General features: G+C 72.2%; 13 protein-coding genes. 4 read left to right on the forward strand and 9 right to left on the reverse strand.

Annotation, left to right across the window (positions count from 1 at the left end):
- Positions 1 to 80: 80 nt before the first annotated feature.
- The gene (hppD, locus tag KHP12_RS22265) at positions 81 to 1,229 is read right to left on the reverse strand and encodes a 4-hydroxyphenylpyruvate dioxygenase (RefSeq protein ID WP_211833560.1); all 1,149 of its coding nucleotides are present in this window, start codon (positions 1,227 to 1,229) and stop codon (positions 81 to 83) included.
- A 159-nt stretch (positions 1,230 to 1,388) separates the two neighbouring features.
- Between hppD and KHP12_RS22270 the strand changes: the two genes are divergently transcribed.
- The 4 genes from KHP12_RS22270 (at position 1,389) to KHP12_RS22285 (ending at position 4,141) form a co-directional block, all read left to right on the forward strand.
- Entirely contained in the window at positions 1,389 to 1,856 is a 468-nt protein-coding gene (locus KHP12_RS22270) for an Lrp/AsnC family transcriptional regulator (protein ID WP_037962099.1), read from the forward strand.
- A gap of 91 nt (positions 1,857 to 1,947) precedes the next feature.
- Positions 1,948 to 2,544 carry an ArsR/SmtB family transcription factor gene (locus tag KHP12_RS22275; protein ID WP_086886424.1) on the forward strand — a complete coding sequence of 199 codons (597 nt, stop codon included), beginning with the start codon at positions 1,948 to 1,950 and terminating at the stop codon, positions 2,542 to 2,544.
- A gap of 21 nt (positions 2,545 to 2,565) precedes the next feature.
- Complete coding sequence (locus tag KHP12_RS22280; protein ID WP_037962095.1) at positions 2,566 to 2,781, forward strand: hypothetical protein; 216 nt, start codon at positions 2,566 to 2,568, stop codon at positions 2,779 to 2,781.
- A 1-nt stretch (position 2,782) separates the two neighbouring features.
- Positions 2,783 to 4,141 (forward strand): MFS transporter, encoded by a 1,359-nt coding sequence (locus tag KHP12_RS22285; protein ID WP_086886425.1) that lies wholly within the window; start codon positions 2,783 to 2,785, stop codon positions 4,139 to 4,141.
- On the opposite strand, the gene KHP12_RS22290 is transcribed toward KHP12_RS22285, so the two are convergent.
- The 8 genes from KHP12_RS22290 to KHP12_RS22325 form a co-directional block, all read right to left on the reverse strand.
- Positions 4,080 to 4,865, reverse strand: a complete 786-nt coding sequence (locus KHP12_RS22290; protein ID WP_086886426.1) for a S16 family serine protease — start codon at positions 4,863 to 4,865, stop codon at positions 4,080 to 4,082. The genes KHP12_RS22285 and KHP12_RS22290 overlap by 62 nt on opposite strands.
- Positions 4,866 to 5,102: 237 nt before the next feature.
- Complete coding sequence (locus KHP12_RS22295; RefSeq protein ID WP_037962091.1) at positions 5,103 to 5,744, reverse strand: IclR family transcriptional regulator; 642 nt, start codon at positions 5,742 to 5,744, stop codon at positions 5,103 to 5,105.
- 807 nt (positions 5,745 to 6,551) lie between these two features.
- Positions 6,552 to 8,348 (reverse strand): DEAD/DEAH box helicase, encoded by a 1,797-nt coding sequence (locus KHP12_RS22300; RefSeq protein ID WP_086885612.1) that lies wholly within the window; start codon positions 8,346 to 8,348, stop codon positions 6,552 to 6,554.
- Between the two features lie 110 nt (positions 8,349 to 8,458).
- The gene (locus KHP12_RS22305) at positions 8,459 to 8,833 is read right to left on the reverse strand and encodes a type II toxin-antitoxin system death-on-curing family toxin (protein ID WP_037962087.1); all 375 of its coding nucleotides are present in this window, start codon (positions 8,831 to 8,833) and stop codon (positions 8,459 to 8,461) included.
- Positions 8,833 to 9,030, reverse strand: a complete 198-nt coding sequence (locus KHP12_RS22310; protein WP_020870939.1) for an Arc family DNA-binding protein — start codon at positions 9,028 to 9,030, stop codon at positions 8,833 to 8,835. The genes KHP12_RS22305 and KHP12_RS22310 overlap by 1 nt, the downstream gene beginning before the upstream one ends.
- A 32-nt stretch (positions 9,031 to 9,062) precedes the next feature.
- Positions 9,063 to 10,607 (reverse strand): MFS transporter, encoded by a 1,545-nt coding sequence (locus KHP12_RS22315; protein WP_086885611.1) that lies wholly within the window; start codon positions 10,605 to 10,607, stop codon positions 9,063 to 9,065.
- 133 nt (positions 10,608 to 10,740) lie between these two features.
- Positions 10,741 to 11,811, reverse strand: a complete 1,071-nt coding sequence (locus tag KHP12_RS22320) for a YeiH family protein (protein ID WP_051573809.1) — start codon at positions 11,809 to 11,811, stop codon at positions 10,741 to 10,743.
- Complete coding sequence (locus KHP12_RS22325; RefSeq protein WP_244203360.1) at positions 11,808 to 12,503, reverse strand: cysteine dioxygenase family protein; 696 nt, start codon at positions 12,501 to 12,503, stop codon at positions 11,808 to 11,810. Before KHP12_RS22325 ends, KHP12_RS22320 begins: the two co-directional genes overlap by 4 nt.
- Between the last annotated feature and the right edge of the window lie 40 nt (positions 12,504 to 12,543).

Consider the following 12,543-nt stretch of genomic DNA (forward strand, 5'->3'; position numbering starts at 1 on the left):
CCGCCCCGTACGGCCGTGCGGGGCGGTCCGACGGCCGTACGGGGCGGTTCCCGCGGGCCACGGTCCGCCCCGCGTGGCGGTCAGAGGTTGCCGCGCTTGGCCTGCTCGCGCTCGATCGCCTCGAAGAGCGCCTTGAAGTTGCCCTTGCCGAAGCCCATCGAGCCATGCCGCTCGATCAGCTCGAAGAAGACGGTCGGCCGGTCCTGGACCGGCTTGGTGAAGATCTGGAGCAGATAGCCGTCCTCGTCCCGGTCGGCGAGGATCTTCAGCTCACGGAGGGTCTCCAGCGGGACGCGGGTGTCGCCGACCCACTCCCCCAGGGTGTCGTAGTACGAGTCCGGCGTGTCCAGGAAGCTCACCCCGGCCGCGCGCATCGCCTGCACCGTGGCGACGATGTCGTTGGTGGCGAGCGCGATGTGCTGGACGCCGGGGCCGCCGTAGAACTCCAGATACTCGTCGATCTGGGACTTCTTCTTGCCGACCGCGGGCTCGTTGAGCGGGAACTTCACCTTGCGGGTGCCGTCCGCCACGACCTTCGACATCAGCGCGGAGTACTCGGTGGCGATGTCGTCGCCCACGAACTCCTTCATGTTGGTGAAGCCCATGACGTCGTTGTAGAAGCGGACCCACTCGTCCATCCGGCCGAGCTCCACATTGCCCACGCAGTGGTCGATGGCCTGGAAGTTCCGGCGCGCCGGCGGGGCGACGATCGGCTCGGCCTCGGCGTAGCCGGGGAGGTACGGGCCGAAGTAGCCGGTGCGCTCGACGAGGGTGTGGCGGGTGTCGCCGTAGGTACGGATCGAGGCCATGACCACCGTGCCGTGCTCGTCCTTGAGCTCGTGCGGCTCCTCGATCCCGGTGGCGCCGTGCTCGAGGGCGTACGCGTACGCGGCGCGCGCGTCCGGCACCTCGACCGCGAGGTCGATCACGCCGTCACCGTGCTCGGCGACGTGCTCGGACAGGAAGCGGCCCCAGGCGCTCACCGGTTTGATGACGGAGGTGAACACGAAGCGTGCGCTGCCCGAGACGAGGACGTAGCTGGCCGTCTCCCGGCTGCCGTTCTCCGGACCCGAGTAGGCGACGAGCTTCATACCGAAGGCCGTGGCGTAGTAGTGCGCGGCCTGCTTGGCGTTGCCGACGGCGAAGACGACCGCGTCCATCCCCTTCACGGGGAACGGGTCGGCGTGCCGTGCGTCCCCATGCTCCAGCATCTCTGTCGTCTCAGTCATACTTCGAAGCGTCCCCCGACGGCTCAAGGTGCGCAACACTTCACGAAATTGCTGGTCAGGCTGTATAGCTAGGGCCACATTCGGCAGCGCATCCTGTACAGGGTGACTACCGTCACAGAGGGCACCTCAAGAGAAGCCTGGGACCTGGAGGGGGACCGCATGGGAATCGACGGGCTCGACGCCCGCCTGATCGAGCTGCTCGCCGAGGAGCCGCGGATAGGGGTACTGGAGGCGTCACGCCGCCTCGGTGTCGCCCGCGGCACGGCGCAGGCGCGGCTGGACCGGCTGCGGGCACAGGGAGTGATCCGGGGCTTCGGCCCCGATGTGGACCCGGCGGCGCTCGGCTACCCGGTCACGGCGTTCGCGACGCTGGAGATCAAGCAGGGGCAGGGGCCGGACGTACGGGCCCATCTGGCGACCGTTCCGGAGGTGCTGGAGCTGCACACGACGACGGGCCACGGGGACATGCTGTGCCGGCTGGTGGCCCGCTCCAACGCGGATCTCCAGCGGGTGATCGACCTGGTGGTGGGGATCGAGGGGATCGTCCGGGCCTCGACGGCGATCGTGATGGAGAACCCGGTGCCGCTGCGGATCATTCCGTTGGTGCGGCAGGCGGCGCGGGACTGAGCGGGGCGGTTTCGAGCCATTGAAGCGGATCCAAAGACTCCGTTGCAAAGAAGGCGTTGCAAGCACATCTTTGCATGCTTAGGCTCCGCACATGGCAGAGAACGAACAGCCTGTGCCCGACGATGTGCGGGTGCTCGACCCGCGCTCCCTGCGCGGGCTCGCGCATCCGCTGCGGATACGCCTGCTCGGAGCGTTGCGCGAGTACGGACCGGCCACCGCGTCCCAACTGGCCGACAGATTGGGCGAGTCCAGCGGCGCCACGAGCTACCATCTGCGTCAGCTGGCCGCCCATGGCTTCGTCAAGGACGACCCGGAGCGGGGCAAGGGGCGGGAGCGGTGGTGGAAGGCGGCGCAGCGGGGCGTGCGGGTGGGCACCGACAAGTTCCTGACCAGCCCCGACCCATCCGTACGTGGAGCGATCAACACACTGCTCCACGAGTGGGCCACCATCCACGGCCAGGACCTGTCCACCTGGTTCAGCACCATGCACGACTGGCCTTCAGCATGGCGCAGCGCTTCGGACATGAGCGACTTCGCTATGCGCCTCACCCCTGAACTCGCCCGCGAAATGCGCGACAAGGTGCACGAAGTGATCGAGAGCTACCGCGAGAAGGAGGTCGACCGGGACACCGAGGGCTCCGCCCCGTACCGCGTCCATCTGCACGCCTTCCCGCGCGACGAGGACTGACCGATCCCTGGGGGGAACCACATGTACGGCGACGAGATCCATCTGTGGCTGCACCGCATACGCGCCGAGCGGCTGCGTGACGAGGCCCGCGAGGCGTCCCGGCCGCACCGCCGCTCCCGCACCGCCCGCGCCCGGGTGCTGCGCACCCGGGTCGGCTGGACGCTGGTGGAGGTCGGGCTGCGGCTGGCCACGCCGCGGCTGCCGCAATCCGGTCTGACCGCCCGGTTCGACCACTGACATGGCCGACGACACAGGAGACGGAGAGCGCCGGGGGAACGGCCGGGACGGCCGAAGACCACTCTTACTCGTCCTCGCCGCCAACACCGTCTCCATAGCGGGCAATTCCCTCACCCTGATCGCCGTCCCGTGGTTCGTCCTGGAGACCACGGGCAGCGCCGCCAAGGCCGGGCTGGTCTCCTTCTGCGCGACCCTGCCGGTGGTCGTCTCCGCCGTCATCGGCGGACCGGTCATCGACCGGATCGGCCGCCGACGGGTCTCCATCGCCTCCGACTCGCTGTGCGGGGTGGCCGTCGCCACGATTCCGGTGCTGCACTTCGCCGGGCTGCTGCGGTTCTGGCAGCTGTGCGCGCTGATGGCGTTCTGCGGACTGCTCCACGCGCCGGGCGAGACCGCCCGCCAGGTGCTCGTCCCCGCGCTGGCCGAACGGGCGGGCACCACCCTCAGCCGCGCGGCCAGCTTCTACGACGGGGCCTCGCGCGGGGCCAGGATGCTGGGCGCCGCGCTCGGCGGGCTGCTGATCGCGCTGCTCGGGCCGCCGTCGGTACTGCTGCTCGACGCGGCCACGTTCGCGGCGTCCGCGGTGCTGATCATGGCGGGGCTGCGCGGACTGCCCGCCGCCGCGCCGCGCAAGCCCGTCGTCCCGGTGTCCGCCCGCGCCTACCGCGCGGAGCTGCGCGAGGGGTACCGCTTCCTGCTGCGCCATCGGCTGCTGCTGGCCATCGTGCTGATGGTCATGGTCACCAACGGCCTCGACCAGGGTGTGTCCTCCGTACTGCTGCCGGTCCACGCCGAGCGCCATCTGGGCGGTTCGGTGCAACTGGGGCTGCTCACGGCGCTGTTCGGCGGCGGAGCGCTGGTGGGGGCGCTGCTGTACGGGGCGGTGGGCGACCGCTTTCCGCGCCGGACCGTGTTCGCGGTGAGCTTCCTGGTGTGCGGGCTGCCGCGGTTCCTGATCGCCGCGTTCGTGCCCGGGGTGTCCCCGCTCGCCGTGACGATGGCGATCAGCGGGGTCGCGGCGGGGATGCTCAACCCGATCCTGACCACGGTGACGTACGAGGCCGTCCCCGACGAACTGCGCAGCCGGGTCTCGGGGGCGCTCACCGCGGGGGTGTGGGTGGTGATGCCGCTCGGCGGGCTCGCGGCCGGGTGCCTGGCGGAGGGGGTGGGACTGACCGCCGCCTTCCTGGTGACGGGCGGTGTCTACTTCCTGGCCACGCTCAGCCCGCTGGTCTTCCCGGCCTGGCGCGGGATGGACGAGGGGCCGACTGTGGACGAGAGCATGGCGGTGCCGACGCTCAGCAGTGCGGGACCGCGCCGCCCGACCGCAGCGCCCGCAGAGCCGTCACCGCACCCTTGAGGGTGGTGACGGGGATCAGCCGCAGCCCCTTGGGCAATTCGGCCGTGGCGTCGGCGCACTCGGCCTTCGGCACCAGGAAGACCGTGGCGCCGTCCCGCTTGGCGGCCTGCGTCTTCAGCGGGACCCCGCCCACGGCCCCGACCTTGCCCTTGGCGTCGATGGTGCCGGTGCCCGCGATCGTCCGGCCGCCGGTGAGGTCGCCGCCGCGGCCGTCGCCGTCCAGCTTGTCGACGATGCCGAGGGAGAAGAGCAGCCCGGCGCTCGGACCGCCGACGTCGGCGAGGCGCAGGGTGACCTTGACGTCGCGCGGGGAGCGGTGGAGGTAGCCGAGCGCGGCGCTGGTGGCCGAGGACTGGGACTCCTCCATCTCCTCGGCGTTGTGCCGCTCGATCTGCTTGGTGGTGCCGCCGACGTAGACCGAGTCATGCGGCATGACGGCGCGGTCGGTGGCGAACCAGCCGCTGACGACGTCCTTCACCCGCACGGTGGCCTCCGGGCCGGTCGCCAGGATCGTCGTCATCCGCAACTGCCCGGCGGTCTTGCGGGTGCCGGTCCCCGAGACGCTGATCACCGGCTTGCCGCGGTCGGAGCCCAGGACGTTCACGGTCGAACCGGGCTGGGCCACGGTGAACGGCAGCGGCGCGAACGCGGCCACCGCGAGCAGGGCGAGCACGGGTGCGGAGCAGAGCGCGAGGGTGCGGGCGCGGGGGGAGACGGCAGGCATGGTGTGAATCTAGTTGACCGCCGGGGAACATGAGCCGCCACCCCGGCCCCACGGGGCCGCCCGGGGCGGCGTGAACCCGGCCGTGCCGCCAGGCCGCCCGACGCGGGGCCCCGCGCGGGCGGGCGGGTTTTGGGGGCGGGCGGGTTTTGCGGGCGGGCGGGTTTTGCGGGCATGCGCCCGGTCGCGCCGGTCGCATGCCCACCGCTGCCGCCAGGCCGGCCGCCTGGCGGCCCACCCTCACCTCAAGGCGTCCGAGACCTCTCGGGCCGCGTCGACCACGCGGGGGCCGACCCGCTCCGGGACCGAGTCGCAGAGCATCACGACTCCGACGCTGCCCTCTATCCCCGTCACCCCGACGAGCGGGGCGGCCGCGCCGCTCGCGCCCGCTTCCAGTTCGCCGTGGGTGAGGGCGTACCCGGGGTCGTCGGGGCGGCCGGCGCGGGCGGCGAGGATCGCGCGCCCGGCGGCGCCCCGGTCGAGCGGATGCCGGAATCCGGCCCGGTAGGCCACGTGGTAGTCGGTCCAGGTCGGCTCGACGACCGCTACGGCGAGTGCCTCGGTGCCGTCGACCAGGGTGAGGTGGGCGGTCGCGCCGACGTCCTCGGCGAGGGAGCGCAGCGCGGGCAGCGCCGCCTCCCGTACGAGCGGATGCACCTGACGGCCGAGCTGGAGCACCCCGAGCCCGACGCGCGCTCGCCCGCCGATGTCCCGGCGGACCAGGGAGTGCTGCTCGAGGGTGGCCAGCAGCCGGTAGACCACGGTGCGGTTGACGCCGAGCTTGTTGGACAGCTCGGTCACGGTCAGCCCGTGGTCGGTGTCGGCGAGCAGTTTGAGGACGCGCAGTCCCCGATCGAGCGTCTGAGAGGTCTCCGCGGTCACGACGCCCCCTCCTCGGTGATGAGTGGCGGCTCTTCGTGCGGTGGCCCGCCGGTCCCGACGACGGCGCGCGAAGAGGCCGCCGGTCGCGGTGGTCACGCACCGGCTGCGCTCCGCGGCGGCGCTGCCACGGGGCGTGTGCGTGCCCGAACGCTAGCGAGCCGGTCCGCTTTGCGGAAGGGTTTGTCCAGAATCCGAGCGGAGCTGCCAAGGCGCGCGGTGCGCGGGCACCCCAAAACGTTGCGGTTTGCCCGGATTCACGAGGGGGGTCTGCGACCGGTTCATGAAATTTTTCGAAAGGGGGTTGCGGAGGACGAGACACCTGCGGCGGCTACTCCCCCACCCCGCCCCTCCCCTCAACTGGGGCTCCGCCCCAGCCCCCGGCCCCCACCACGCGGCGGAGCCGCAAATCGACACACAGGGAGGGCCGGGGAGGGCCCGCGCCCAGACCCCGGCGCGAACGAAAGCCGCATATCGATGCACGGGGACGGGCGGGGAGGGGAAAGCCGCGTCGGCCCAGCCGCCAGGCCCCGCCGTGCTGGCGAGCCAGCCCACCAAGGGGTATCCGGGGCCCCGCCCCCGAACCCGGGGCCTGGGGCTGGCCCCAGTTCCGGGAAGGGGCCAGGAGGGGAAAGCCCCGCCGGACCCGCCGCCCCAGCCCGCACCACCCAGGCCAACCCAGCCGCCAGGCCCCGCCGTGCTGGCGTGCCGGCGTGCTAGGGGGTGTGCGGGCTCCGCCCCTCGGTCCCAGGTCCAGGGGCGGAGCCCTTGGTTAGGGGAGAAGGGGCGGGGAGGGGAAAGATCCGCGCGTCAGCGCATGCGCGTTGCCCACTCCCGGACCTTCTTGATCCGCTCACGGATCTGCCCCGCCGTCGCCTCCGCACTCGGCGGCCCACCGCACACCCGGCGCAGCTCCGTGTGGATCACGCCATGCGGCTTCCCGCTCTGGTGGACATACGCCCCCACCAGCGAGTTGAGCTCCTTGCGCAGCTCCAGCAGCTCCTTGTGGGTGACCACCGGCCGCCGCTCCGCCGGAAGCTCCAGCAGATCCGCCTCCGTATCCGGCTTCTTGCGGCTGTGCGCGATCTGCTTGGCCTGCCGCTTCTGGAGCAGCATCTGCACCTGGTCGGGTTCGAGGAGCCCCGGGATGCCCAGGTAGTCCTGCTCCTCCTCGCTGCCCGGATGCGCCTGCATGCCGAACTCGGCGCCGTCGTACAGCACCCGGTCGAAGACCGCGTCCGACTCCAGTGCCTCGAAGGGGAGTTGGTCCTGCTCTCCGGTGTCCTCGTCCTGCTGCTTCTCGGCCTCCTCGAGGAGCTTCTCCTCCTCCGCGTACGGGTTCTCCTCCTCGCCGTCCTTCTTCGGCTTGTCCAGGACGTGATCGCGCTCGACCTCCATCTCATTGGCGAAGCCGAGCAGGTTCGGAATGGTGGGGAGGAAGACGGACGCGGTCTCGCCGCGCCGCCGCGACCGTACGAAACGGCCGACGGCCTGGGCGAAGAAGAGCGGGGTGGAGATGGTGGTCGCGTACACCCCGACCGCCAGCCGGGGCACGTCCACGCCCTCGGACACCATGCGGACCGCGACCATCCAGCGGTCGTCGGAGTGGCTGAAGTCCTCGATCCGCTGGGACGCCGCCGCCTCGTCGGAGAGCACGAGCGTCGCCTTGGTGCCGGTGATCTCGCGGATGAGCTTGGCGTAGGCGCGGGCCGAGTCCTGGTCGGAGGCGATGACGAGCGCCCCCGCGTCCGGGATGCCCTTGCGGACCTCGGACAGCCGCTGGTCGGCGGCGCGCAGCACGTTCGGCATCCAGTCGCCGCGCGGATCGAGCGCGGTGCGCCACGCCTGGGAGACGGCGTCCTTGGTCATCGGCTCGCCGAGCCGCGCCTCGATCTCGTCGCCCGCCTTGGTGCGCCAGCGCATGTTGCCGCTGTAGGAGAGGAAGATGACGGGGCGCACGACGCCGTCCCCCAGCGCGCTGCCGTAGCCGTAGGTGTAGTCGGCCGAGGAGCGCCGGATGCCGTCGTTGCCCTCTTCGTAGGTGACGAAGGGGATGGGGTTGGTGTCGGACCGGAACGGGGTGCCGGTGAGCGCGAGCCGCCGGGTGGCCGGCTCGAACGCCTCCAGACACGCCTCGCCCCAGGAGCGGGAGTCACCGGCGTGGTGGATCTCGTCGAGGATGACCAGCGTCTTGCGCTGCTCGATCCGGTTGCGGTGCAGCATGGGCCGGACGCCGACACCCGCGTAGGTGATGGCGATGCCGTGGTACTCGCGGCTCAGCGGGCCCGCGCTGTACTCCGGGTCCAGCTTGATGCCGATCCGGGCGGCGGCCTCCGCCCACTGCTTCTTCAGGTGCTCGGTCGGCGCGACGACCGTCACCTGCTGGACGACATGGTGGTGCAGCAGCCAGGAGGCGAGGGTCAGGGCGAAGGTGGTCTTCCCGGCCCCGGGGGTCGCCACCGCGAGGAAGTCCCGCGGCTGCTCCTGGATGTACTTGTCCAACGCACCCTGCTGCCAGGCGCGCAGCTTGCTCGCGGTACCCCAAGGCGCCCGGCCGGGGAAGGCGGGCGAGAGGTGATGGCTGGTGGAGGCGGCAGTAGTACTCACGGTCTCCGTCGGGCTGGCTCGGCGGGTCGATCGGGAACCGCGTCAGCCTACCGGTGCCGTCCTTCACACTCCGGGGTACGGGCCGATCCCACCCGGGGGTGGGATCAGACTCACATTCCGTTGGTGAACCGGGTCAGCCCCTCCGCGATCTTCGGCACGTCCAGCTCGCCCTGGCAGACGCTCAGCACGAAACGCTCGGCCTCGTCGACGTCGAAGTCCGCGTGCAGTGGATGCCCGTTGATGTGGAGGAAGACCCAGGTCGCGTACCAGGAGAGCCGCTTGTTGCCGTCCACCAAGGCGTGGTTTCGGGCCAGCGACTCCATCAGCGCCGCCGCCTTCTGCCACACGTCCGGGTAGGCGTCCTGGCCGAACACGCTCGCCTGCGGACGGGCCAGAGCGGACTCCAGCAGCCCGTAGTCGCGCACCTCGTCGGCCCCGAGCCGCTCCGCGAGGTTCAGCAGCTCGGGCAGGGTGAGGTAGTGCATCAGGCGAGCCTCCGGTTGAGCTCTTCACTCGCCCGCAACACATGGGCGGCGGCCTCGTTGAACAGCCGGGAGTGCTCATTGATCGCAGCGATCACCGCGTCGTGGGCGAACGACTGCATACTCCGGCCCTCCGCCTCCGCGCGTTTGCGCAGTGCGTCGAGCTCTTCGTCCGTAAAGCGTAGATTCAGCGCTGCCATGCCCCGATGGTACCGCGTGGTACCACGCGGTGCTAACGGATGTCGGGCCGCAACCGAGTCGTCACCCAGACGCCCGCCAGCGCCACCGCCGCCATCGCCACATAGACCGCCCCGAAGGCGGCCGGCTGGTGGGTGGCCGCGGTGCCGGTGGGGGCGATCTCGCCGCCACCGAAGGTGACGAAGAGGACACCGCTGAGGCCGACCAGCGTGATGTTGCCGAGCGCGTCGGAGACCTGGAGGGAGGCGGAGTTGCTGCCCGCGTCCTCCGGGCGGGAGAGCTTCAGCAGCAGCACGCTCCCGCTGGAGATGGTCAGCCCCATTCCGTAGCCGCCGATCACCCAGGCCACGGCGACGATCCAGGCGGGGACGGAGTCGGTGAGGGCCAGGAGCACCATGGCGATGGAGACGGCCATGAGGAGCATGCCGAGGCCCATCAGCCGTTCGCGGTGCGGCTCCAGGCGGGGGCGGCTCTGGGTGTAGGAGCCCAGGGCCCAGGTGAGGCCACCGCCGGTGAGGCAGAGCCCGGCGGCGGTCGCGGACAGGCCGCGCTGGGTCACCAGCATCAGCGGGACGAAGCTCTCCGCACCCAGGAAGGACCCCGCCGCCACCCCGCGCAGCAGGATCACCGAGGGCAGGCCGCGGGCGGCGCGGAAGGTGCCCTTGGGCAGCAGCCGCAGTACGCATGGGACGAGCAGGGCGAGCCCGGCGGCGGCCGGGACGAGGGAGAGCCAGCTGAGGTCCTGGCCCGCGTACTGGAGCAGCCCGGCACCCACCGCGACGGCGAGCGCGAGCAGGATGCGGCGCCGGTTCATGCCCGCGGAGAGCTCGCTCGGGGACAGGGCGCGCAGCGCGGGGAGCATCACCGCGAGCGGCGGCAGCACCAGCACCGGGATGGCGAGGAACACCCAGCGCCAGCCCACGTGTTCGGTGACGGTCCCGGCGGCGAGCGGGCCGACGATGACCGGCAGCACCCAGGCGGCGGAGAAGGACGCCAGCACGGCGGGCTGGAGCCGCTGCGGATAGGCGCGACCCACCACCACGTACAGCGCGACGATCACCAGCCCGCCGCCTATGCCCTGCACCGCCCGGCCGCCCACGAACATCCACATCCGCTGTGCCGAACCCGCCACCAGCAGCCCGGCCGCGAACGCCGCGATCCCGGCGAACAGCGGCGCCAGCGGCCCCTTGCGGTCGCACCACTCCCCCGACAGGGCCATCGCGAACAGGCTCGCGGTGAAGTAGGCGGAGAAGGCGTACGCGTAGAGCTCGACCCCGTCCAGCGCGCGGGCCGCGACCGGCATCGCGGTGTTGACCGCGCTCGCCTCGAAGGCGATGAGGGAGACGACGCTGACGATGCCGAGGGTGAGAGCGCGGTAGCGCCTCCCCAGTACGGTGTCGCCGGTGCCACCGGTGTCACCGTCGTCCGCCGGGTCCAGGTCACCGGCTTCCGCCGGACCGAGGCCCCCGGCTGCCGGCTCGGGGTGGACGGCGGAGGCGGCGGCCGCCTGGGGTGGCAGGGCGCCGTCCGTGACGGCGGCGTCGGCGGCACCGACGTCGAGGGGGTCGCGAGGGGTCATGGCGTCAGGGTAAGTGGCGTTCCGGGACGTCACACCTGTCGCGGGACCGAACCGCGCTCGGCCGCTGGGCCTAGGTACATCCGCCGCCCTGCGTGACGCCCGACGTGACGCCCTACGTGGTGAGGCCCCGGCCCTACGTGGTGAGCAGGACGCCCCCGTACGACGCGCCCGCGATCACCACCCACGCGCACAGCCCCAGCGCGGCGACCCGGGCGCCGGTGCGGGTGAGGGAGGGCAGGTGGACGGCGCTGCCCAGGCCGAAGAGGGCGGCGGCGAGGAGGAGTTCCTGGGCCGTGGCTGCGGTGTCCAGCACGGTGGTGGACAGGACGTCCGTGCTGCGCAGGGCCGTCATGGCGAGGAAGCCGAGGACGAAGAGCGGCACCAGCGGCGGCCGCCGCCGCTGCGTCTCCTCGCCCTGTGCCGCCTGGCCCTCCGTCCGCTTGGCGCGCCCCCGCGCCCGTACGGACGTCGCGAGCGCCGCGACCAGCGGGGCGAGCAGGGCCACCCGCACCAGCTTGACCAGCACCGCGTCGCCCAGCGCCGACGGCCCCGCGGTCTGTGCGGTGGCCACCACCTGGCCCACGTCGTGCACGCTGGCCCCCACCCACCGGCCGAACGCCTCGTCGCCGAGCCCCAAGGGGTGCTGGAGCAGCGGCAGAACGGCGATGGCGAGCGTGCCGCAGAGCGTCACCAGCGCCACGGAGGTGGCCACATCGCGCTCATCGCTGTCCGACACCTCGCTCACCGCGCCGATCGCGGACGCCCCGCAGATCGAGTAGCCGGTGGCGATCAACAGCGGCTGGTCACCGCGCAGCCCCATCCGGCGACCGAGCCACCAGGTGCCGCAGAAGGTGGCCGCGACCACGCCCAGGACCATCGCCACGGTGGCCCAGCCCAGGCCCAGCACATCGTTCAGGCTGAGTTTGAGGCCGAGCAGCACGATGCCCAGGCGCATCAGACGCTTCCCGGCGAGCGAGAGCCCGGCCCGGCAGACGCCCCGGACCAGGCCGCGCGCCCCCGGCAGATGCGCGGCGACGATGCCCAGCACCACGGCGGCGGTCAGCAGGGGGACGGCGGGGAGCAGCCGGTGGACGCCCCAGGCGGTCGCGACCCCGGCCGCGGCCAGCCCGAGCCCGTACGCCGGGGCGGGCGGCCGCCATCCGGCAGCCTGCCGCGCCCGGCCGGGCGCGGCCGCGAGCGTCACTGGCCGTCCGCCGTCGGAAGGTGGCCGCCCGCCGCCGGGAGGTGGTCGTCCGCCGCCGGAAGCTGGTCATCCGCCGTCGGGAGCTGGTCATCCGCCGTCGGGAGCTGGCCGCCCGCCGCCGGGAGCCGGTCATCCGCCGCCGGGAGGTCGTAGACCCGCCGGACGCTGCTGCCCAGGCGGGCGATGTCCGCCCCGTAGACATGGATCGAGATCGCCTTCGTCCCGCAGGCGTTCCACACCCTGTGGATATCTCCTGGCGGTGCGAATCCGCACACCGCGCCGCGCGGGTTGACCACGTCCTCCACCGCGATCAGCCGCGAGCCCGGCCCGTCCGGGACGAGGCGGTAGCGCCGCTCGTGCTCCTCGCCCTCGTGGACGCCGGTCACACACCAGGACACATGGTCATGGATCGCCGTGCGCTGGCCGGGCAACCACACCAGCGCGACGATCGAGAAGCTGCCGTCGGGCTCGGCGTGCAGGATGTGCTGGCGGTAGCGGTCGGGGTCGCCCGCGCGCTGCTCGGGGGTGAGCAGATCGTCCGCGCCGAGGTGGGGGGCGAGCCGCTCACCCACCAGATAGGCGGTCACATCGGGCGCCAGGCCCCGGCCGACGGCCTCGCGGACGTCGCCGACGAACGCGCCGAGGCGTGCCGTGAGAAGACGGGAGGACGGATACGCGGTCGGGGTGGTCATGGTGGCAGCGTCCTGCTGCCCGCACCATCACGTCCAACGA

The organism is Streptomyces asiaticus, assembly GCF_018138715.1.
Lineage (GTDB): Bacteria > Actinomycetota > Actinomycetes > Streptomycetales > Streptomycetaceae > Streptomyces > Streptomyces asiaticus.

Excerpts from the sequence above, each read along its gene's own strand:
- hppD (WP_211833560.1), bottom strand. The coding sequence starts at position 1,229 with ATGACTGAGACGACAGAGATGCTGGAGCATGGGGACGCACGGCACGCC.
- KHP12_RS22270 (WP_037962099.1), top strand. The coding sequence starts at position 1,389 with ATGGGAATCGACGGGCTCGACGCCCGCCTGATCGAGCTGCTCGCCGAG.
- KHP12_RS22275 (WP_086886424.1), top strand. The coding sequence starts at position 1,948 with ATGGCAGAGAACGAACAGCCTGTGCCCGACGATGTGCGGGTGCTCGAC.
- KHP12_RS22280 (WP_037962095.1), top strand. The coding sequence starts at position 2,566 with ATGTACGGCGACGAGATCCATCTGTGGCTGCACCGCATACGCGCCGAG.
- KHP12_RS22285 (WP_086886425.1), top strand. The coding sequence starts at position 2,783 with ATGGCCGACGACACAGGAGACGGAGAGCGCCGGGGGAACGGCCGGGAC.
- KHP12_RS22290 (WP_086886426.1), bottom strand. The coding sequence starts at position 4,865 with ATGCCTGCCGTCTCCCCCCGCGCCCGCACCCTCGCGCTCTGCTCCGCA.
- KHP12_RS22305 (WP_037962087.1), bottom strand. The coding sequence starts at position 8,833 with ATGCACTACCTCACCCTGCCCGAGCTGCTGAACCTCGCGGAGCGGCTC.
- KHP12_RS22310 (WP_020870939.1), bottom strand. The coding sequence starts at position 9,030 with ATGGCAGCGCTGAATCTACGCTTTACGGACGAAGAGCTCGACGCACTG.
- KHP12_RS22315 (WP_086885611.1), bottom strand. The coding sequence starts at position 10,607 with ATGACCCCTCGCGACCCCCTCGACGTCGGTGCCGCCGACGCCGCCGTC.
- KHP12_RS22325 (WP_244203360.1), bottom strand. The coding sequence starts at position 12,503 with ATGACCACCCCGACCGCGTATCCGTCCTCCCGTCTTCTCACGGCACGC.